The sequence below is a fragment of the Marinitoga sp. 1197 genome, from assembly GCF_001021165.1.
Taxonomy (GTDB): domain Bacteria; phylum Thermotogota; class Thermotogae; order Petrotogales; family Petrotogaceae; genus Marinitoga.
Map to the genome: position 1 here is coordinate 50,270 of NZ_AZAY01000002.1, position 22,400 is coordinate 72,669.

The following is a 22,400-nucleotide window of genomic DNA, read 5'->3' on the forward strand; positions in this document are numbered from 1 at the left end:
AATTAAAATAAAAAATATAATAAATATATAATCTAAATATTTCAAAAAATAATATGAGAGAAAGCTTGAAATTTCCTGAAAAATTTTGAATGAAGTCGGTCAAAATCACATGGATGTGATTTTGAGTGAAACCGAGCACGGATGCGAGTTTGAACGACCGGCGGGAATGAAAAATTTTGAAGATTAGAAATTTCACCGCTTGATCGAATATTATTTTGAGAAATATTTAATAGTAAAAAAATAACTATACTATTTCTATTTATTCATTAAAATCAATAAGTTCATCCGCTTCAAGTGCAACAGAAGTTGCTTCATGATAATAAATCTGTGTTGTAGAAATATTCTTATGTCCTGCAATCTGTTTCGCAGCTTCTATGCCATGGTTTAAAGCTATTTTTGTAATAACAGTATGTCTGAATGAATGTGCAGACAACTTTTTTCCGCCTCTAAAATCCTTCAAACCCAACTCATTAAAATATTTATCAATAATCATCTGAATAGCTCTTTCCGTTAAAGCATTTCCATATGAATTCTTTGAAAGTGAAATAAATAAAGGATCATTTGGTTTAACCTTTTTTATCTTATTCCTTTCTTTTAAATAATCATTTATCGCTTCATATACATCCTTATGAAGTGAAATTATAGAATCCTTTCCAACATGACCTTTGGATTTATAATGCAGTAAAACCTTATTATTTCTTTTTACAATATCTCTTATTTTTATCCTCGTTAAAGAATATGTTCTTATACCTGTATATGCGAGCAATTTTATTATTGCCATATTTCTTTTTCCAGACAAATTTGACGTATCAATAGTTTGAAAAATCTCTCTTATCTCATCGTCTGTTAATATATCCTTTTGATGTCCAAAAGGTCTTTTGGCTCCTTTTACATTCCTTGCAATATTTGCATATAATCCTCTGTCTTCTAAAAAAGCAAAAAAACGCCTTATACCTGATAGGTATAAATTTACAGTATATGGACTTTTTTCCTTTAATAAAAAGGTTTTCCACATTTTAACTGTTTTTGGTGTTGGCTTTGATACATTGCGTTTTCTCAAATAATTTAAAAAATATTTTATAGACTTTGTATATTGTTTTTTTGTCTCATCAGTCACATCATCGAGTTCTTCAAGAAATTCAATGAGAATCTCATCAAATTTATTTATCTCTTTTCTTTCTATTTCCACAGCCAAAACCTCTTTTTAGTGGGATGTAATTTCTTTAAATACCTTATTCCTTCCAATACCCTATAATTTACCGTATCCTTTTCATAATTCCCAAATTCATCTGTTTTCCCAGCTTTTTTATCCATCATTATATCTATCGCATCATCTACATTTTTTACAACATATATATGAAATTTATTATTTTTAATAGCTTCTTCAATTTCATGATTCAACACAATATTTTTAACATTTTGATATGGAATTACTACGCCATGTTTCGAGTTTAATCCCTTAATTTTACATACATTATAAAAACCTTCTATCTTTTCTATTATTCCACCAACAGGCTGTATATTCCCATTCTGATCAATAGAACCTGTTACAGCAAAATTTTGCTTTATTGGAACAGCTGATATTGCAGATATCAACGCCAAAACCTCTGCAAGAGATGCACTGTCTCCTTCGAGTATAGAATACACTTGTTCAAAACTTATTGAGGCAGAAAATACCATGTTTTCATCAAGATGATACTTTGAATAAAAATAATTTTCTATAATATACGTTGATTTCCTGTGTATTTTTCCGCTCATATCAGAATCCCTTTGAATATCGAGCAATCCCGCCTGCTTTGCCGAGAAAACTTTAGCTGTTATCTTTACAGGCACTCCAAAGGATAACGTATCTACCTCCATAACCGTTAAACCATTTATCTGACCGATTTTCATACCATCTGTCTCCAAAATCAATTGCCCATCTTTTATTGAATCCATTATTTTATCCCTGTATAAAGAGAACATGTTTTCATGTTTTTTAATAGCTTCTTTTACAGCATTGCCATCAACATATGGTATAGTATCACTATATCTATCAGAAATATAATTTGATTCAAGTATAATGTTCTTTAATAATCCAAATTTTGCAGAAAGCTTATCATTTCTTCCATTAATTCGACATGAATACTTTATCAATTCTTCTATTGCCTTTTTCGTAAAATCTCTTAAATTATTTTCCTTTATTATATTTTTTACAAACTGTGCAAAATAATCAGCATTTTCCTTATTTAAATCGATTTCCGTATCAAAAGGTACCTTTATATTAAATAATTTTTTAAAATCGGGATCATAAGCATATAACATTTCATACATCCACTCTTCTCCTATTAAAATTACCTTTATATCAAGTGGAATAGGGTCTGGCTCCAGAGTATGAACAACACTTAATCCCATTTTCCCCTCTAAATTCTCTATCTTCACTTCCCTATTCATCAAAGCATTTTTTAACGCTTCCCATACATATGGATTTCTCATAACCTTTTCAGCATCAAGAATTAAATATCCACCATTAGCCTTATGTAGCATCCCTGGCTTTATCATCATAAAATCTGTTTTTAATACACCCATTTGCGAAATATACTCAATCTTCCCTATTAATGAAGAATAAGTTGGATCCGTTGCTTCTATTACAGGAGCTCCACTTATTGATGAATTGTCGATTATAATATTTACAGAATATTTCTTTCTATAATATTTTAATATATTTTCATCGGATAAAATTTCTGGAAAGTTTTCTGACAGGTCGTTTTTTATATCATTTAAATATTCAACCACATCAGAATTTCCATTATACTTTTTTATAAGATTCTCAAATATTCCAGATATTGTAAATAAAGCCCAATATTTTTCAAGATTTCTCAATTGTTCACGATAACTTTTATCAGTTTCTGTTATTTTTATCATAGCTTTTTCCATCAATTGCCTTAAAATAGGAGTTTTTTCTTCATACTTACTTTTTATATCTTCTGGTAATTTTTCATACTCCTCATCCGTTAGCTCTTTACCTTCATATACTGGTATAGTTACAGCACCGTCGGATGTAAATTGTAGCTTAAAACTCAAACTTTCCACTTGTTTTTTCAAATCTTCCCATATTTTTTTTCTTTCATTTAAATATTCCTGCTCTAATTGTGTCCTTTTTTGTGAAAAGTCCTCACCTTCAAGTCCTTTTTTTATAGCATTAAAAGCCATTTCTATGGTTTCTTCAAGCTCGTTTTTAAAAATTTTAGCCTCTCCAGATTTCAATGAAATGGCTTTTGGCCTCATCGAATTCTTAAAATTATAAACATAAATATAATCCTTTGGTGTTTTTTTATTTGTTGAATATTGTGCCAAAATATTTTTAGCAAAAGTCCTCCTGCCTGTATTTACTGGACCTGTTATAAAAATATTATGTGTTTTCTGTTCTATTTCAAGGCCCATTAAAATAGATTCGTATGCTCTTTTCTGACCAAAATATTGTGTTATTGGCTTTAAACTCTCTGTAGTTTCAAAATTCAATTGTGGCATATTAATCTTAAAATCTTCTAATTTTAATTTCAACATTTCACCTCCGTACTCGCCTGCGGCGGGTTATTGGATAAAAAACATTATAAAACCATTATGCTAAAATTATATCACACAATAGTAATGAAATAGTGTGTCCAATTAGTAAAGCAAGCGAAAACTCGCGGATTGTCCGAAAAAATAGCGAATGAAACCGGTCAATTTTGCATGGATGCAAAATTGAGTGAAGCCGAACATGGATGTGAGTCTGATACGACCGGCGAGAATGAGCTATTTTTGAGGATTAACAATCAAGGTTTGAGCGACTTTACTTTTTGGACATCGTATAATAATAAAAGGATATAGCAAATCACTATATCCTTTATTATTATTGGCATATGTTTTTATAATATTAAAAAATAACCTTTAAAACTGGATATTTTTTAGTATCAGAAGGTGTATCATCAAGTGAAGAAAAATCTGTATTAGAACCACTCCATTTTAAAGTAGCATCCAAATTTTCAAGAGAATCAGCCTTATCGAATTCATTGGTATAAAACACATAAACAACATTGCTGTTAACACTAAAATCAATACCGTCAACAGAGTTCTCAAGATAATTTCCAGCAATTAAAGCGTTGATATCGGTTGGCAAAGAATCCTCATTGTAATAATACTGAATAACAGAATTTTCCAGAACCTTCATATCGTTTATAATCTTTGTCATCTTCGCCTTCATTACAACATTATTTACCATAGGAACAGCAAATGCTCCCAGAATAGCAATAACCGCCAGTACAATAAGCACTTCATACAAAGAAAATCCAGCTTTATTTTTCAAAGCCATCCCCATACCCCCTTATATTAAATTTTTAAGACGTCTAAAAAGTCTCAAATGAAACGAAGACTCGAAGATTGCCCTTAAAATTATGAATGAAAGCCGTCAAAATTACATGGAAGTAATTTTGAGCGAAACAATACACGATGTATTGTTTGAGCGACGGCAGAGAAAGAATAATTTTAAGGATTAGCAATCAAGCTGTCTGAGTGAATTTGACTTTTTAGACATCGTATTAAATTTTTATAAAACAATAATATTATATCATGAAACGAGAAAAATGACAATGAAAAATCTAAATAATTTAATTTTTTATATATTAAAGTAAATAATGTTATGTTATAATATATTTTATCTAAAAAGTATTATATTACAATAATTTAAGAATAGAAAAAGAAAAATGACGGAGGTGGAATTGTGGCGATATTAATAACAGGTGGAGCAGGGTATATAGGTTCTCATGCATGTATAGAATTTTTAAATGCAGGATATAAAATTGTAGTTTTAGATAATTTTTCAAATAGCAAACCAGAGGTTTTAAATAGAATAAAAGAAATAACAGGAAAAGATTTCAAATTCTATGAAATAGATTTATTAAACAAAAAAGATGTAGAAAAAATATTTGATGAAAATCAAATAGATGCAGTAATACATTTTGCAGGTTTAAAGGCTGTTGGCGAATCTGTAGCAATACCTTTGAAATATTATCATAACAACATAACTGGAACTTTAAATCTATTGGAAATAATGAAGGAAAAAAATGTAAAAAAAATAGTTTTCAGTTCATCAGCAACAGTATATGGTAATCCTGAAAAAGTTCCAATAACAGAAGATGCACCATTATCAGCAACAAACCCATATGGAAGAACAAAGTTATTCATAGAAGAAATATTAAAAGATTTATACATATCAGATAATGAATGGAGCATAGCATTATTAAGATACTTTAATCCAATAGGAGCACATGAATCAGGAAAAATTGGCGAAGATCCAAATGGTATACCAAACAATTTAATGCCATACATTACGCAGGTAGCAGTTGGGAAAAGAGAAAAATTATATGTATTTGGGAACGATTATAATACTCATGATGGAACAGGAGTGAGAGATTATATACATGTTGTGGATTTAGTAATTGGACATATAAAAGCATTGGAAAAAATAATGAATGAAGAAGGTGTAAAAGTATATAATCTTGGAACCGGCGTAGGATATAGCGTTTTAGATGTAGTAAAAGCATTTGAAAAAGCAAATAACATAAAAATACCTTATGAAATAACAAATAGAAGACCTGGTGATGTAGATCAAATATATGCAGATCCAACAAAGGCTTTAAAAGAATTAGGATGGAAAGCAGAAAGAAATTTAGTCGATATGTGCAGAGATTCATGGAACTGGCAAAAGAATAATCCTAATGGTTATGATTAATGAGAACCAACTGGTTCTCGTTTTTTTGCTAAATTTAACAATTTCTTATTTTACTATAAAAACAAAATGTGAAATTTGTGCTATAATTAGATTTGAAAGAAAATACAGTTGGAGGCATGAAATGAAAATAAATTCAAATTTTTTAAAATTAATTGATTATATATTTTTAATGGTTTTTAATTTATATATAACTCAAAACATATATATATCATTTATATTTTCAACATTAATATATCTTGGAATTTACGCATTTAGAACATATGATTTTGAAAATATAGAGAGCTGGAATGATACAATAATTAGAGTTTTTGCTGGTATGATGTTGGGATTTATAGTTATTTTATCCTTTTATGCGATATTTGATAAATATATTTCGAAAGAATATTTTCTTGATAATTTTTTGTTTAATATAATTGTGCTTCCTTTGGTACATAAAATTAGTTATTATATGTTAATAAAAAATATAACACCAAAAAAATATATAGTGATAGGCAAAAAAGAAGAATGGTATAAATTAATGAATGAAATAGAGAAAAAAAGTCTTGGGAAATTGCAATTTGTTGAATATATAAATCCCTCGCCAGTCAAATTAAAAAAATTAATTAAAGTATATGATGGTGTATTAGTAGCAGATCCTAAATTAGAAAAATTAGTAATTGATGAAATAAATGAATTTAAAGAGAATGGCATAAAAGTTGAGTATTTACCAGTGATTGTAGAGAGATTTTTAAAGAGGATACCTATACAGGTTGCTGAAAAATTTAAATCACACTATGAAGTGGCTTTTAGCGAAATAAAAGAATCACCAGCAAAAAGAATTGTTGATATATTTATATCGTTAATAGCATTAATTATATTATCTCCAGTTTTTTTGTTAATTAGTATAGCAATATTTATTGAAAATGGCAAACCTATAATATTCAAGCAAAAAAGAATTGGCAAAGATGAAAAAGAGTTTGTGTTGATAAAATTTAGAAGTATGTATAATAATAAAAATAAAGCAGAAAAATTTGCTGATAAAGAAAGAAATAGAATAATGAAATCTGGTAAAATAATTAGGCCAATAAGACTTGATGAAATACCCCAGTTTATTAATATTTTGAAAGGTGAAATGTCGTTTGTTGGTCCAAGACCAGAACAACCAGGATTTGTAAAACAATTTAATGAGTTAATTCCTTTTTATGAATTTAGACATAAAGTGAAGCCCGGATTAACAGGCTGGGCTCAAATTAATTATAAATACCCAACCACATTAGAAGAAACAAAAATAAAAACAAGTTATGATTTATATTATGTAAAAAATAGAACAACGCTTTTAGATTTAAAAATAATAATGCAAACAATAGAAGCAATATTTTGGAAGAAAGGAATATAATTGTATGCTATTAAATGTTGTAAAGATGTTCCCGCCAGAAATGGGTGGTGTTGAAGTAGTAGCAAAAGAAATTTCAAAAATAGGGAAGCAATATTTTAAAGAGTCATTTGTAATAACTTTCAATAATGAAAATAAATTTATTATTGAAAATATTGATGGAGTAAAAGTTTATAGGTTAAAGACGATTTTAAGAAAAGACCCAGTAAGAATATCTTTTCAATATAATAGCTATTTAAAAAAAATTTCCAAAGAGGTAAGAAAAATAATTTTTCATTTTCCAGCATTTCAGCCAGAAATGTTTTTTCTATTTAAAGATATAAAGAATGTAGAAAAAATTTCATTTTATCATGCTGATATTACTGGGAGAGGAAAATTGGGGAAGCTATATAACAATTACATAGTTTTTAATTATTTAAAAAAGATGGATAAAATAATTGTGACTTCTCCAAATATCATAAAAACCTCTCCTGTTTTATCGAAATTTACAAATAAAATAGAGATAATTCCTTTATTTGTAAATACAAATCACTTTTTTTATAGACCTAATAATATGAAAAAGAATATATTAGATAAATTATCAATAATGAAAAAAGATGCGAAAATAGTTATGTATATTGGAAGATTAGGAAGATATAAGGGATTAGAATATTTGATAGAAGCAACAAAAAAATTACCAAAAAATTATTTTACAGTTATTATTGGTAATGGACCAAAGAAAAAAAAATTGGAGAAAATGGTAAAATCAGAAAAAATAAATAATAAAGTAATTTTTATTAACCATATTCCTTATAATAAAATGCCAGAGTATTATTCTGCAGCAGACGTTTTTGTATTACCCTCAATAGATAGAGGTGAAGCATTTGGGTTAGTAGCAATTGAAGCAATGGCGTGTGGAGTTCCTGTAATAACCACAGAGTTAGGGACAGGAACATCTTTTCATAATATAAATGGAATAACGGGGAAGATTGTTCCTCCAAAAAATTCTGAAGCATTGAAAAATGCAATTTTAGAAGTTATAAATGGAAATTTTAAAAAAGAAGAAATAATAAAAAGAGCTAAAAACTTTTCTCTGGATATATTTAAAAATAACATTATAAAAGTCTTGGGAGGATAAAAATGGATGATAAAAAAATAAATAATTCTATTAATAGCCTATTATATTCAATTAAAAAAAATAAAATTTTATTTTTCGTGATAATTTTATTTATAATGTTTATTACAGTTTTTTATTTGAAATATATAGCAGTTAAATATTGGGAGGCAAAACAAGTTATTGAATATAATGAAAATGCATCTATCCAAAATATATCGGAGCTAAATATTTTAGGAAATTTAGGAGGAAGCTCTAATTCAAGTGTTTCAATTGAATTAAATAGAATGATTTCTGATGATGTATTAGAAAAAGTGGTTGAAGATTTAAATATGGTAGATTTTTTAAATAGTAAACTAACCTTATATCAAAAACTTTTTAAAGTAAAGTATTCTAAAAGATCAGCAATAAGATATTTGAAAAATTCTATACATTTTTTTCCAAAAAAAGAAAATCCGAATATTGTGGAAATAAAAGTAAGAACTATAAATCCAACCTATGCTGCTTCAATCATTTCTCTTATGTATAAATATTATAGTAGTTATACAAAGAGTATTGATATGAAAAAATCTGAAATTTTAATTAATCAAATAAAAGAAAAATTTGATCAAATTTCACAAGAATTAGATAATATAAATGAGAAAATAGTAAAATTTAAAGCTATAAATAAGATTACAGAAAATGAGACGAATGGTTATTTAATAGATTATTATATTAAAACATATACTAACCTATTATCGATAGAAAATCAAAAAGCAGATTACGAATTAAGAAAGATTAATATTGAAAATAGTATAAATAATATAGACACAGACTTAAAGAAATTATTAATATTTAATTCTAATAGTGAATTAAAGAATATAAAAAGTAAAATTATTAACTTAAAAATTGAATTAGAAACAACTAAGCTATTATCTCCACAATCGCCAAAAGTTTTTGAACTTGAAACAACTATTAAAACTTTAAATGAAGAATATAATTCTCTTCTTCAAAATGAACTAAATAAGAATAAATTAGCATTTTTAGCAAGTATAGACAAAGAACTTTATAAAGAATATACATCCATATTGTCCTCATTGGATAATATGGATTTATTAAAGAAAACATATGAAGGGATTTTAAATAAGATTGATAGAGAAATAAATAATAAAATAGGACCGACATATGAATATTTACAACTAAAGAAGAATCAAAAAATGCTCGAATTAAAATATCAAATGTATTTAAACACATTAGAAAACGAGAAATTAAAAGTTTCGATGTTAAAAGATAAATTTATTGTTATAAATAAAGTATATATACCAGAGAGTTCTGCAGCACCAAATAAAAAATTAGGTTTAGCTATAGGATTTATATTTTCGATATTTTTATCAATGTTTGTTGTTAATTTAAAAGAAGCCTTTAATCAAAGGATAGATAGTTTATATAAATTGCGAAATATATATGGAGGACCTGATTTTACCTTTAGTGAAATAAAAGATATTTCAAATATTGCAATATATTCGAAATTAAATGGATATAAAAAGATAGGAATATTATTTTCTGAAGAATTAGAATATTTAAAAGAAGAAATTTTGGAAGCTTTTTTCTTATATGATTTTAAGATTATAATGGATAATAATAATAATAATAATAAAGAAAAAATTATAGAAGAATTTAATGATTTTAAAAATAAAAATGATCAATTTATGTTAACTATGATTAATGGTATTAATTCATTTAAGTATTCCTTATATAAAGATCATATAGATATATTTTATGTAATAGCAAATGAATTTTATATCCAGGATCTAATAGATATTTTGGATAAAAATAAAAATGTAAAAATAATATATTTCCAAAAAGGATGATAAAATTGAGAATTTTTCAATTGTTGGATAAATTTCGTTTTGGTGGCGGAGAAAATGTTGCTGTTAATTATGCAAAAGTTTTAAATAAGTTAAAAATAGAAAACTATATAGTTGCTGAATATTTTGATAATAAGTTTTTAGAAAACCTTGAAAAAAATAAAATAAAATATTTAAGTAAAAAAAATTTAAAAGAAAATGATAAGGATACTCTTTTTGTTCATACTAATAGAAATCTCTTGAAATTATTTTTAAAATACAAATTTAAAAATAAAAGACCTAAAATATATTATATACAGCATTTGAACTATTCTAAGAAAAAAATGAGTATACTTTCTAAAATGATTAATTCAATATGCGATGGATTCATACAAATAACACCTATTATAGAAAACAATATGAGTAAGTATATAAAAATAAAAAAATATTTTTTCCCTAATTTTTATATTAATAAGTATTCTATAAATGAAAGAGATAGTATTAGAAACAAAATAAGAGAACAATTAAACTTTTTGCCTAAGGATTATGTAGTAACGTTTAGCGGAATGTTTAAAAAAGGTAAAAATGTATCACATATAATAAAATTAGCAAAAGAATTTAAAGAATATAATAATATTAAGTTTTTGATTTTAGGTGATGGACCAGAAAATGCAATAATAAAAAACAATTTACAAAAAAATATAATATGGTTGGGGCTTGTAGATGATGTTGAAAAATATCTTTTAGCAACGGATCTTTATTTTTTTTCTTCAATAAATGAAATGATGCCGATGGCTTTAATTGAGGCAATAAATGCAAATTTGCCAATTGTTGCTTATAATACAGAAATAAATAAATATCTTTTAGAATATCAGTTTATAGTAGAAAATATAGAAGAAGCAAAAGAAAGAATATTAGAGTTTTATAATTTAGATTTCAGAACTTATAATCATAAAAATAAATTTGATTTTGAATTTGGAATAAAAAATTTGAAGAAAATACTTTGGAGCTGATTTATTAATGATTGGAATATTGATTATTATATATGCTATTTATATTTCATATAAACAAAAAAGAGAATCTCATTTTTTAATATATAATCTTTTAATAATATCATTAATATTCTTATTTGGTATTCAAAATTATGAGGCAGTTTATCAGGTAGAGCCTAAACCTTCAGATACATACCTATATTATACAGCATTTAAAACTTTCTTATCAGATATAAATCATTATTTATTTTATCAATATCCTCTTTTTTTAAGAATAATGATATATCCCCTTAAAAATGCATATTTTGCATTATATATTCAGTCAAATATTGTATTTCTGTTAATAATGTTGATTTCTGAAAAGTTGAATAATTTATATTTTTTTATTTTATACATGAATCATACTTTAATATATACCAATGTAAATTTTTTTAAAGATAATTACATAATAATTGTTGGTTTATTAGGAATTTATCTTTTACAAAAAATAAAAAATAAAATATTTCAATCTGTAATAATATATATAAGTGTTTTTTTTATAGATTTAGTTCGACCGTTTTTTAAATTTTTCTATTTTTTGTTAATATTACCGTTTATTAAAAATAAAAAATTAAAAGCTAAACATTTAATAGTTTTTTATATATCAATCTTTTTTTTTATATCAATAATTATATATATATATAGTGAAACTATATTTTCTGTGTTAGATGTGATGGAAAAATCTGGAGATAGTAGTCTTGGTTTTTCGCTGACTTCACCAATTAGAAGTTTTTTTGGACCGACACCGATAAGATTTTTATTTCATGAAAATTATTTTGAACAACCATTTTTGAAATCTCAGGGATATATATATTATTTTTTACATATTATTTTTTATTTCTTATTCCCTGTAGTAATAATAATATTTATTATAGATATAAAAAAGTATTTTTATTTAAATAAAATAAAAACCGATTCTTTGTTTAGTTTTTCAATTTCTTTTTTAACTTTTTCTGTATATCAAGTTGTATATGGTAGTGCGGATATAAGACAAAGAGCTATAATAATCTTGTTTTTCGTGTTTTTTGTTTTAAATGAAACAGATATAAAAGTAGAAAAATTAATAGATTATAAATTTATATATAGTATATTTTTAATAATGGAAGGATTGTTATCGTATTTTTCTCTTTGAGGTGATTTAATTGAATTTACTATATTTTACTCATTATAATTTAGAAGATAAAAATTATTATGGTGTAAAAAAAAAGATATTTTCTCAATATAAAGTCTTTAATAATCATATAAAAACAGGACTTATATATTTTAACAAATTTAATATGTGTTTTATTAACGAAAATGAAGATAGAAAAACAATAATAACTTTTAGAAATAAGATAGAAAAAAGAGTTTATATGTATAAATATTTACATAAAATTGTAGAAGAGAATAATGTAAAAAATCTGTATATAAGATATCCATATACAGATTTTTATTTTGTAAGTATATTGAAAAAATTTAAATTGAAGAAAATAAAAATTTTTTTAGAAATACCAACGTATCCTTTCGAAAAAGAAGGAAAAACATCAAAAGATAGAATTCTAAATCTTATAGATATGATATTCAACAACAAATTAAAAAAATATGTTGATTATGTTGTGACATTTTCTGAACATGAGGAAATTTTTGGTATAAAAACTATAAAAATTAATAATGGAATAGATGTAAAAAATATACCTATTAGAAATTTCAAAAAACATGAAGGATTAAATTTAATGGGTGTTGCTAATGTTAGTAAATGGCATGGTTATGATAGAATTATTAAAGGATTATATGAATATTATAATAATATACCCAATGAAGAAATTTATTTTAATATAGTAGGTGAAGGTGAAGAATTGGAAAATTTAAAAAGATTAACGAAAAGTTTAAATCTTGAAAAGTTTGTTATTTTTCATGGGTTTAAAAAAGAAAAAGAATTGGATGAATTATTCAATATAGCTGATATAGGAATAGGTAGTTTGGGCAATCATAGAAAAGGTTTATTGAAAGAAAGTGCGTTGAAAAGTAGAGAATACTGTGCTCGAGGGCTACCTTTTGTGATATCTTCAGAAGATTCTGATTTTACTAACTTTAAATATGCTTTAAAAGTTAAAAATGATGATAGTCCTATAAATATCAATGAAATAATAAAATTTTTCAACTCAGTAAAAGGTAATGATTATATCAATGAAATGCGAGTATATGCTGAAAAACATCTTTCATGGGATGTAAAAATGAAACCTGTAATTGAAAAAATTCTGGAGGAAAAGGATGAAAATAATTAGTTTAATAGGAGCAAGGCCGCAGTTTACAAAAAGAAGCCTATTTTGCTCAAAAACAAGCAATAATAATAATGCCAGATACAGGATGGCGCGAATTAATAAAATTTAAATGGAATAAACTTGCAAATGAAAATAATTTATATGATAAGGTATTTAATGGAGAAGAAGAATACTATCCAGAAAATATATATGGTGATGGGAATGCTGGAATTAAAATTGTGGAGATATTACAAAGGATGGTATAAATGCATGTAAATTTAAATGAAAATAATATTAAAGATTATATAACCAACTATTTCAATATTCAATTTAAAGATAAAATAAAAATTGAAATAGATAAAGGTTTTTATATAATTAATAATAAGATAAAATATCCAATATACAAATTTTGGGAGAAAAGAGATAATGAACTATTAAAAGATTTTAATGGAAAAACTTTTAACAATGATTATATAGGAACAATGTTCTTCTTTTTATCTGGATACTGGGAATATATCCATAATGATAAAAAAGATAAATATGGAAGATTTCCATATAAAGAAAGTTTTCAATATAAAAAAGAAATAACAGAAGAACCAATAGTGGATATTTTATTAGAAGAAATTAGAAAGAATTTAAAGTTAGAATATAAAGCCAAAAATCCACAAATTTTTATAACACATGATATAGATCATCTATATTTATTAAAAGGGAAAAATTTTTATAGAGGAATATTAGGGGATATAATTAAAAGAAAAGATTCAACTATAGTGTTTGATAAAATAAAAAGAAAATCAAAAAATAAAGATCCATATGATATAAATAATTTAATTGAGATTCATAAAAAGTATGGAACAAAAGGAACATTCTTTTTTATGCCAGATATACAACCTAAAAAAACTGATGGTGGATACAATTTAAATAAAAACAAAAAATACTTAGTAAACATAAAAAAACAAATAAAAGAAATAGATGGAGATATAGGAATACATTATGATGTAAGATATCTTGATGAAAATAGAATGAATAATGATATCAAAAAAATAGAAGAAATATTTAATGATAAAATAATATCAGGAAGAGCGCATTATTTAATTTTTGATATTACAAAAACATATGAAATATTAGAAAAATCTGGAATAAAACTAGATACAACGGGTGGATATGCTGAACACATAGGTTTTAGATTTGGAACATCAAAACCATTTAAACCATATAATTTTAATAAAAATAAAGAATATAATTTAATTGAAGTACCTTTAATCATTATGGATGGAACATTACAATCAAATAAATATATGAATATATCACCTGAAAAAGGATTTGAAAAAATAAAAAATATAATAGAAAAAATAAAAAAATATAATGGTATATTCACATTTTTATGGCATAACTCGTCCTTTTATACATCCCAATGGAAAAATTGGGAATGGGTTTATAAAGAAACATTAAAATATGTTATTAATAGAGGATATAATTATATAAATGCAAAAGATATATTTAGAAAATTGGAGTGGAATTGATGAATAATAAAGAAAAATATATTCAATTTTGTGAAAAAGAGAAGATTCCAATTTTTAGCCAATATTGGTGGTTAGATGCAGTTTGTGGAAGAGAAAATTGGGATGTGGCTCTTTTTGAAAGTGGAGGAGAAATCTGGGGAAGCTTGCCGTATTATAAGAAAAAAAAGTATACATTAACATTATTAACAATGCCCAAATTAACACAAAAATTAGGCCCATATATAAAATATCCAAAAAAACAAAGTTATTATAAAAAGATATCATGGGAAAAAAAAGTGATGATAGAATTAATAAAGCAATTGCCGAAATTTGATTTTTATTCACAAAATTGGGATTATAATTATCAAAATTGGTTACCTTTTTATTGGAATGGCTTTAAACAAACTACAAGATATACATATGTAATAGAAAAAAACAACACATTACAAGAAATAGAGAAAAATTTTCATTCTGATATAAGAAGAAGAATGAAAAAAGTAAAAGAACAAGGCATAAAAATAATTGAAACAGATGATTATAAAACATTTTATAAAATAAATAAGATGACATTTGAAAGAAAAAAACAAAAGATTTCTTACACATTAAATTTAGTTGAGAAAATATATATAAAATCAAAAGAAAGAAATAGCGTAAAAATATTATTTGCTAAAGATAAAAATAACGAAATACATGCAGCTGGATTTTTTGTATATGATAAAGATAGTGTTTATTATTTAATGGGTGGAATAAATCCAGAGAAAAAAGATACAGGAGCAATGAATTTAATTATTTATGAAGGAATAAAATTTGCCATTAAAAATAATTTGAATTTTGATTTTGAAGGTAGTATGATAGAATCTATTGAAAAATATTTCAGAAGTTTTGGTGCCGTACAAAAAATGTATTTTAATGTTTATAAAGTGAATAATCTGATTTTAAAATTATTTTTTTAATAAAGGTGATAATATGAATATTTTATTTGTTTCATCTTTGTATCCAGCATATCCAGGACATAGTATTAAAGAAATAAGTTATGCTTTACATAACTTTGTAAAATATTGGATTAAAGATCATAAAGTTGTTGTAATTAGACCATACTTTATACCATCTAAAAAAATAAGAAAATATAAAAATTTTTTTATTTTGGATAATGTAAAAGTATATAATATACCAGTTTACAGATTACCAAGAACAAAGATATATTTTCCATATAAAATTAATAAATTACTTCAAAAAATTAATTATATTCCAGATAAAGTAATAGCTCATATGTCGGATTCATTTATTTGGATGGGAAAAATAGCTGAGAAATATGGTGCTGATTATATTATAGGAATTCATAATAGCGATTTAAGACGGATAAAAAGTTATGAAAATATAATAGATAATACTTATAAAATTGCCTGTAGATCTAAACCTATAAAACAAAGATTTTTAAAAATATATCCAAAATATGAGAATAAGATATTTGTAGCTAATTCTGGAATTAATAAAGCAGAAATAGAATCAAAAGAATTTTTTAAAAATAAAATAAATAGTTGGAAAAATAAAGAAAAGATTCGATTTATAACAGTTTCTTTATTACAAAAATTAAAAAATATAGATGTGAATATAAATGTTTTAGCAAATCTTAAAAAATATAATTGGGAATATATTATTATTGGTGATGGAGAAGAAAAAGAAAATTTAGAAAAATTAGTTGATAAAAAGAATTTAAAAGAAAGAGTAAAATTTTTAGGTATGAAAGAAAGGAAAGAAGTACTAGAATATTTAAAATATTCAGATGTATTTATGATGATAAGTTCTCCAGAAACTTTTGGATTAGCATATCTTGAAGCTATGGCTAAAGGAAATATAATAATAGGTGCTAAAGGTTGGGGAATAGATGGAATAATAAAAAATGAATATAATGGTTTTTTAGTGGAACCAAGGAATGAGAAATCATTAAAAAAAATATTGGAAAAAATAATAAATTCAGATTATTCTTTTAAAGAAAGAATAATTCATAATATGTATAATACCATTCTAAATTTAACAGAAGAGAAAGTTTCAAAAAATTATTTAGAAAATATAAAATGAGGGATGATAAATGAATATAGGAATTGTAACAACATGGTTTGAAAGAGGAGCTGGATATGTATCAAGGCAATATATGAAAATTTTGCAAAAAAAAGGACATAATGTATTTATATATGCACGCGGTGGTGAAAGATATGCAAAAGATGATCATAATTGGAATTTAAAAAATGTCTATTGGTCTAAAAGGATATCTATTCCCATATCAACTTATATAGATATAAAAGAATTTGAAAAATGGTTGGATAAAAATAATATAGAAGTAGTTATTTTTAACGAACAAAAATGGTATCCTCCAATTCAATTAGCTAATAGAAAAAAAATTAAAACTATAGCCTATGTTGATTATTATACAGAAAAAACAATACCGTTATTTCAAAATTATGATATGCTTATTTGTAATACTAAAAAGCATTATGAAGCATTCAAATGGCATCCGAATGCAGTATATATTCCTTGGGGAACCGATATAAATCTTTTTAAACCAAAAGAAAAAAAAGAAAAAGATAAATTAGTTTTTTTTCATTCGTGTGGATATTCTCCAGAAAGAAAAGGAACAGAATTTATTATAAAATCAATTGATAAATTGAAAGGAAATTTTAAAATAATTATACATAGTCAATTGAATCTAAAAAATTTTTATCCCAAATTAAAAGAAAAAATTGAAAAATATATAAAAATAGGAAAACTAGAAATTATAGAAAAGACGGTATCTGCACCAGGATTGTACTATCTTGGAGATGTATATGTGTATCCTTCAAAATTAGATGGGATAGGATTAAGTTTAATAGAAGCTATTTCTTCTGGATTAGCTATTATAACAACAGATGATGGACCAATGAATGAATTTGCTAAAAATGAATTTTCGAGATTAATAAAAGTAAATAAATATGTATCAAGATCAGATGGATATTATTGGCCTCAGTCAATAATAGAATTTGATGATTTAGTTGATAATATGCAATATTTTATTGATATTAATAAAGATATAAAAAGCTATAAAGAGAATTCAAGGAAATATGCAGAAAGGTATTTGAATTGGGAAGAAAATGCTAAAGATCTTGTAAAGCTAATTGAGAATTTAGATTTTTATACAGAAAAATATAAAATAGAAGAAGAAACTAATAAATATACAAAGGATTTAATAAAGAATAAATGTGCAAATATTCTATATTTTAAGGCAAAACCGGTATATCATATTTTAAGAGGAGTAAAAAAAATATTTGGAGGATAGTATGGAGAATGAAGCAAAAGATTTTTTGAAAAAATTATTTGGGTTTTCAATTGGCCCAGTATTTTCAGCAATATTGGGATTTATAAGTGCACCCATTATAAGTTGGCTTATAGTTCCAGCAGAATTTGGAAAAGTTTCAATGTATACTTTAGCATTTGAGATATTATCTATAATAGCAATTTCAGGTTTTGATCAAGCATTTATAAGAGAATATAATAAATTTAAAAATAAATTGAATTATTTATTTTTAAATGTTCTAGTTGTTCCAATGATTTTTAGTATCATGATTTCAATTTTATTATTTTTACTAAACAATCAAATATCCTATTTCTTATTTGATTCTTCTGAAAAAATGATAATAGTAATATTATCTTTTTCATTAATATTTAGAACAATTGAAAATTTTAATTTATCCTTGATAAGGATGCAAGAAAAAGCAAAAATATATTCTTTCTTTTCAATTTTTAATAAACTTATAAATCTTCCTGTATTAATATTATTACTTCTTTATGTTGAAAAGACATTTAGAATGGTAATAATAGCTGATTTTATTTCTATAATCTTACGATGTATATTATTATTAACAGTTAATAAAGAATATTTTAAATTTAACTTTAAAGATTTGGATAAAAATTTTATAAAAGAATTATTTAATTTTGGAGTTCCGTTTGTACCAGCAGCATTATTATCTTGGTTATTTAATTCATTAGATAAAACATTTTTAAGAATATATACAAATTTTAATGAAATAGGTTTGTACTCAGTTGCGTTTAAATTTGTTGTGGTTTTAAATTTAATAAAAGCATCATTTACAACTTTTTGGGTTCCAGTTTCTTATAGATGGTATGAAAATGGATATTCAAAAGAAAAGTTTTATAAAGTAAGCATGTATATATTATCGATAATGATGTTAATTATCTCAATTTTGATTTATTTTAGGTTTATTATAGTAAAGATATTGGCTCCTATTTATTATGATTCTGCGCAAATATTTCCGTTTTTATTATTAATTCCATTTATGATAACAATATCAGAAACAACCGTAATGGGTATTAACTTTAAAAAGAAGACAAAATATCATTTTTGGATATCTTTAATTACATTAATAGTTAATTTTATAGGTAATTATTTTCTTGTAAAATATTATGGGGCAATTGGAGCATCTATTTCGACTGGTCTTTCTTATGTAGTATTTTTTTGGCTAAGAACATATTTTTCTATGAAAATATGGTATAAATTTGAAATTTCAAGATATGCTGTAAACATAGCAATTATTTTATCTTATGATTTTTATATTCTATCAAATCATTCTTATTTAATTGAATCAATATTTTTAATAGTTATAATAGCATATAATTTTAAAATGTATTTAGAATTGAAGGGAAAGATAATATAGGAGGAAAATATGGAAATATTACATGTTGGTATTTTTAAAGATCATGATTTAGGTGGAGATATAATTTTTGAGAAAGGTTTTAAACGAAATAATTGTGATGTTGAAAGATTTGATTATAGAGAAATTGCTAGATTATATGGAGTAGAAAAAATGCAAGAATTTTTATTACAAAAATCTCAAAATAAAGATTTAGTATTTATTGGAAAGGGGGAATTAATAAAGCCAGAAACTTTAGAAAAAATTAGAAAAAAAAGAATTATAATTTCTTTGTGGTATGGGGATATTAGACCTAAAATTGAACCTTGGTTATTAAATAATTTAAAATATATTGATTATTTTTTTATGTCATCAGGTGGAGATATTTTAAAAGAATATTCAAAAAATGGAAAGCCAAAATTTAGTATAAATTATTTCAATCCTTCTGATCCGGAAATTGTAGAAAAATATAAATATAAATATAATAAAAAAAAATATGATTTAGTATTTACGGGTTCATATTATTCTTTTTTTTCAAAGGAACGATATCAAGTAATTTCTTATCTAAAAAAATTAAAAAATATTCGTTTTTTTGGGTATAATGATTATGAAAATATAATCAGAAAAATAATGTATAAAATGAATATTGGAAAATATAAGCAGAGAGTACGAGGTAAAAAATATATAGAAGTGATTAAAAAAACTAAAATAGGAATAGGAGTTAGTGCATATAACAACATTCCTTTTTATACTAGTGATAGATTAACGCATTATTTATCATTTGGAACTTTTTTTTTGCCGCATTATTTTCCAGGATTAGAAATATTATTTAAAAATATAAAGTATTATAATAGTTTGGAAGAGCTTAAAGAAAAAATAGAATATTATTTAAGAAATGAAGATGAAAGAGAAGAACTTGCAAAAAAATGTCAAAAAGAAATATTAGAAAAATATAATACAATAAAAATGACAAAAATGTTTTTAGAGGTAATAAGAAGTAATACTCAAAATATATATGAATGGGTAAAAATAATTAAAATTTAGGTGAAAATATGACAATACTAATAATAGGATATATGCACCCGAAATATGATAAAAGAGTTTTTAGAACAGTAAAATCTTTATCAAAAAGTAATAAAATAATATATCAGTATATAACTGAGAAAAATGAAGAAAGATATATTAAGAATAATATTGAGTATATACCTATAAAGTATAAAATTAATGTTAAAAACAAGATGAAGGAGCTTGTTAACAGAAGAAAATTAGATAAAAAAATATTAAAAATTATACAAGCTTATGATTATGATATATTATACATGCATCATTTTTTTGCGAGTATGCCAATTAAACCTTTTAGAATAGCCAAAAAAAGAAAGAAAAAAATAATATATGATATACATGAACACCATCCGGAAAATTTCTTAAATAATTTATCTGGAATAAAAAAACAAATAAAAGAAAAAATATTATGGAAAATTTTCAAAAAACAATTAAAGTTATCAGATAAATTGATTTTTGTATCTAAAGATATACAAGAAGATATATATAGTGTGTTGAGTATAAACAAAAGCTATTATATTCAAAAAAATTATGCAGAAATATCAATAAACTCAAAAGAAAAGTTAAAAGAAATATCTTTTGTAGGAAAAATAAATAGAAATTTAGATGAAGAAAAAATAATTTTGAAGAAATTAAATCAAAAAGGTTTTTCATTCAGAATAATAGGAATGGAATCAGATTATTTCAAAGACATACCTCATGAATATACAACATTCTTACCATATGATCAAATGATAAAAGAATTGTCAAAATCATCCTTTTCCTTAATTTCATTTAATACTATAAAAAATAGAAGTTATAAGAATGATTTATTTTCCTTACCAAACAAATATTATGACTCCATAGCAGCAGAAACACCAGTAATAGTAAAAAATACGTTTATTTCAATGGCAAAGGAAGTTGAAAAATTAAAAATAGGTGTTGTTATTAATCCGAAAAATGTAGACGAATCAGTGGAAAAAATATTAGAAGCGTATAATAATTACGATGAATTATTAAACAATATAAAAAAACATAAAGAAAAGTTTATTTGGACAGAAGATAAAGAAAAAAAATTCATTGAGTTTATTATAAACTAAAAAAAGTTCGCATGTGCGAACTTTTTTTATCACATTTGAAGGTTATGATATAATATCAATATAATGATAATAATAAATTTGAATATAAAGTAAATACGCACTGGGGGTATAAATGATGAAATTAAAAAGACTACCAATAGGAGACAGTGATTTCAAAACAGTAATAGAAGATAATGCATACTATATAGATAAAAGCATGTTAATAAAAGAAATAATAACAGGAGGCAGGGTAATACTAATAACCAGACCAAGAAGGTTTGGAAAAACGTTGAACATGAGTATGTTGGAGTATTTTTTTAAAAATGATGAAGATAATAAACATCTATTTGAAAACTTAAAAATATATGAAGAAAAAGAGATAATAGAAAAACATTTAAATAAATATCCTGTAATTTATTTAACATTTAAGGATTTAAAAGAAAAAAATTATACAGAGATGATAAGTACATTAAGAAAAAAAATAAGTGATTTATACAGAGAATACGTATATTTAATAGAAAGTGAAAGACTGAATAAATGGGAAAAAGAAGATATAAAAGAGATATTAGGGAGAAAAGGAGAAAACACATTATATGAAAACAGCATATTGGATTTATCCAGATATCTCTACAAACATCACGGTAAAAAAGCGATATTATTAATAGACGAATATGACACACCAATACAACAATCATATTTAAAAGGATACTATGAAAAATTCATAACGTTTATGGGAAACGTATTAGGCAATGCATTAAAAGACAATAAATATCTTGAAAAAG

General features: G+C 24.2%; 19 protein-coding genes. 16 read left to right on the forward strand and 3 right to left on the reverse strand.

Annotated features, from left to right (window positions below; genetic code table 11):
* Positions 1-259 precede the first annotated feature (259 nt).
* From X275_RS00565 to X275_RS10925, 3 genes are all read right to left on the reverse strand, one after another.
* Complete coding sequence (locus X275_RS00565) at positions 260-1,189, reverse strand: tyrosine-type recombinase/integrase (protein WP_047266782.1); 930 nt, start codon at positions 1,187-1,189, stop codon at positions 260-262.
* Positions 1,180-3,543 (reverse strand): Lon protease family protein, encoded by a 2,364-nt coding sequence (locus X275_RS00570; protein ID WP_197072558.1) that lies wholly within the window; start codon positions 3,541-3,543, stop codon positions 1,180-1,182. The genes X275_RS00565 and X275_RS00570 overlap by 10 nt, the downstream gene beginning before the upstream one ends.
* Positions 3,544-3,898: 355 nt before the next feature.
* On the reverse strand, positions 3,899-4,333 hold the full coding sequence (locus tag X275_RS10925) for a type II secretion system protein (RefSeq protein ID WP_052913459.1): 435 nt from the start codon (positions 4,331-4,333) through the stop codon (positions 3,899-3,901).
* Between the two features lie 408 nt (positions 4,334-4,741).
* Between X275_RS10925 and galE the strand changes: the two genes are divergently transcribed.
* From galE to X275_RS00650, 16 genes are all read left to right on the forward strand, one after another.
* Positions 4,742-5,752, forward strand: coding sequence for a UDP-glucose 4-epimerase GalE (galE, locus tag X275_RS00580; protein ID WP_047267045.1), 1,011 nt, complete (start codon positions 4,742-4,744; stop codon positions 5,750-5,752).
* 121 nt (positions 5,753-5,873) lie between these two features.
* Positions 5,874-7,127 carry an exopolysaccharide biosynthesis polyprenyl glycosylphosphotransferase gene (locus X275_RS00585; RefSeq protein ID WP_197072559.1) on the forward strand — a complete coding sequence of 418 codons (1,254 nt, stop codon included), beginning with the start codon at positions 5,874-5,876 and terminating at the stop codon, positions 7,125-7,127.
* A 4-nt stretch (positions 7,128-7,131) separates the two neighbouring features.
* Positions 7,132-8,241, forward strand: a complete 1,110-nt coding sequence (locus X275_RS00590) for a glycosyltransferase (protein WP_047267046.1) — start codon at positions 7,132-7,134, stop codon at positions 8,239-8,241.
* Positions 8,242-8,243: 2 nt separating this feature from the next.
* Entirely contained in the window at positions 8,244-10,067 is a 1,824-nt protein-coding gene (locus tag X275_RS00595; RefSeq protein ID WP_047267047.1) for a GumC family protein, read from the forward strand.
* On the forward strand, positions 10,064-11,056 hold the full coding sequence (locus X275_RS00600) for a glycosyltransferase (protein ID WP_084825052.1): 993 nt from the start codon (positions 10,064-10,066) through the stop codon (positions 11,054-11,056). Before X275_RS00595 ends, X275_RS00600 begins: the two co-directional genes overlap by 4 nt.
* A gap of 7 nt (positions 11,057-11,063) precedes the next feature.
* On the forward strand, positions 11,064-12,206 hold the full coding sequence (locus tag X275_RS00605) for a hypothetical protein (protein WP_047267048.1): 1,143 nt from the start codon (positions 11,064-11,066) through the stop codon (positions 12,204-12,206).
* A gap of 10 nt (positions 12,207-12,216) precedes the next feature.
* The gene (locus X275_RS00610) at positions 12,217-13,338 is read left to right on the forward strand and encodes a glycosyltransferase (protein WP_047267049.1); all 1,122 of its coding nucleotides are present in this window, start codon (positions 12,217-12,219) and stop codon (positions 13,336-13,338) included.
* A gap of 68 nt (positions 13,339-13,406) precedes the next feature.
* Positions 13,407-13,580: a hypothetical protein gene (locus tag X275_RS11270; RefSeq protein ID WP_197072560.1), complete on the forward strand. Its 174-nt coding sequence runs from the start codon at positions 13,407-13,409 to the stop codon at positions 13,578-13,580.
* Positions 13,581-14,837 (forward strand): DUF7033 domain-containing protein, encoded by a 1,257-nt coding sequence (locus X275_RS00615; protein WP_047267050.1) that lies wholly within the window; start codon positions 13,581-13,583, stop codon positions 14,835-14,837.
* Positions 14,837-15,769, forward strand: coding sequence for a GNAT family N-acetyltransferase (locus tag X275_RS00620; protein WP_047267051.1), 933 nt, complete (start codon positions 14,837-14,839; stop codon positions 15,767-15,769). The genes X275_RS00615 and X275_RS00620 overlap by 1 nt, the downstream gene beginning before the upstream one ends.
* Before the next feature lie 13 nt (positions 15,770-15,782).
* Complete coding sequence (locus X275_RS10930) at positions 15,783-16,895, forward strand: glycosyltransferase (RefSeq protein WP_052913466.1); 1,113 nt, start codon at positions 15,783-15,785, stop codon at positions 16,893-16,895.
* 10 nt (positions 16,896-16,905) lie between these two features.
* Entirely contained in the window at positions 16,906-18,126 is a 1,221-nt protein-coding gene (locus tag X275_RS00630; protein ID WP_047267052.1) for a glycosyltransferase family 4 protein, read from the forward strand.
* A gap of 1 nt (position 18,127) precedes the next feature.
* On the forward strand, positions 18,128-19,522 hold the full coding sequence (locus X275_RS00635) for a lipopolysaccharide biosynthesis protein (protein WP_047267053.1): 1,395 nt from the start codon (positions 18,128-18,130) through the stop codon (positions 19,520-19,522).
* 9 nt (positions 19,523-19,531) lie between these two features.
* On the forward strand, positions 19,532-20,542 hold the full coding sequence (locus X275_RS00640; protein WP_047267054.1) for a glycosyltransferase family protein: 1,011 nt from the start codon (positions 19,532-19,534) through the stop codon (positions 20,540-20,542).
* Positions 20,543-20,550: 8 nt separating this feature from the next.
* Complete coding sequence (locus X275_RS00645) at positions 20,551-21,639, forward strand: glycosyltransferase (protein ID WP_047267055.1); 1,089 nt, start codon at positions 20,551-20,553, stop codon at positions 21,637-21,639.
* 115 nt (positions 21,640-21,754) lie between these two features.
* The coding region (locus X275_RS00650; RefSeq protein ID WP_047267056.1) for an AAA family ATPase at positions 21,755-22,400 on the forward strand (646 nt) is incomplete at its 3' end.

Bases quoted from the DNA above. Each gene is read 5' to 3' on its own strand.
- X275_RS00600 (WP_084825052.1), top strand. From the start codon at position 10,064: ATGATAAAATTGAGAATTTTTCAATTGTTGGATAAATTTCGTTTTGGT.
- X275_RS00640 (WP_047267054.1), top strand. From the start codon at position 19,532: ATGGAAATATTACATGTTGGTATTTTTAAAGATCATGATTTAGGTGGA.
- X275_RS11270 (WP_197072560.1), top strand. From the start codon at position 13,407: ATGCCAGATACAGGATGGCGCGAATTAATAAAATTTAAATGGAATAAA.
- X275_RS00595 (WP_047267047.1), top strand. From the start codon at position 8,244: ATGGATGATAAAAAAATAAATAATTCTATTAATAGCCTATTATATTCA.
- X275_RS00615 (WP_047267050.1), top strand. From the start codon at position 13,581: ATGCATGTAAATTTAAATGAAAATAATATTAAAGATTATATAACCAAC.
- X275_RS10930 (WP_052913466.1), top strand. From the start codon at position 15,783: ATGAATATTTTATTTGTTTCATCTTTGTATCCAGCATATCCAGGACAT.
- X275_RS00645 (WP_047267055.1), top strand. From the start codon at position 20,551: ATGACAATACTAATAATAGGATATATGCACCCGAAATATGATAAAAGA.
- X275_RS00630 (WP_047267052.1), top strand. From the start codon at position 16,906: ATGAATATAGGAATTGTAACAACATGGTTTGAAAGAGGAGCTGGATAT.
- X275_RS00605 (WP_047267048.1), top strand. From the start codon at position 11,064: ATGATTGGAATATTGATTATTATATATGCTATTTATATTTCATATAAA.
- X275_RS00620 (WP_047267051.1), top strand. From the start codon at position 14,837: ATGAATAATAAAGAAAAATATATTCAATTTTGTGAAAAAGAGAAGATT.
- X275_RS00635 (WP_047267053.1), top strand. From the start codon at position 18,128: ATGGAGAATGAAGCAAAAGATTTTTTGAAAAAATTATTTGGGTTTTCA.
- X275_RS00585 (WP_197072559.1), top strand. From the start codon at position 5,874: ATGAAAATAAATTCAAATTTTTTAAAATTAATTGATTATATATTTTTA.
- X275_RS00590 (WP_047267046.1), top strand. From the start codon at position 7,132: ATGCTATTAAATGTTGTAAAGATGTTCCCGCCAGAAATGGGTGGTGTT.
- X275_RS10925 (WP_052913459.1), bottom strand. From the start codon at position 4,333: ATGGCTTTGAAAAATAAAGCTGGATTTTCTTTGTATGAAGTGCTTATT.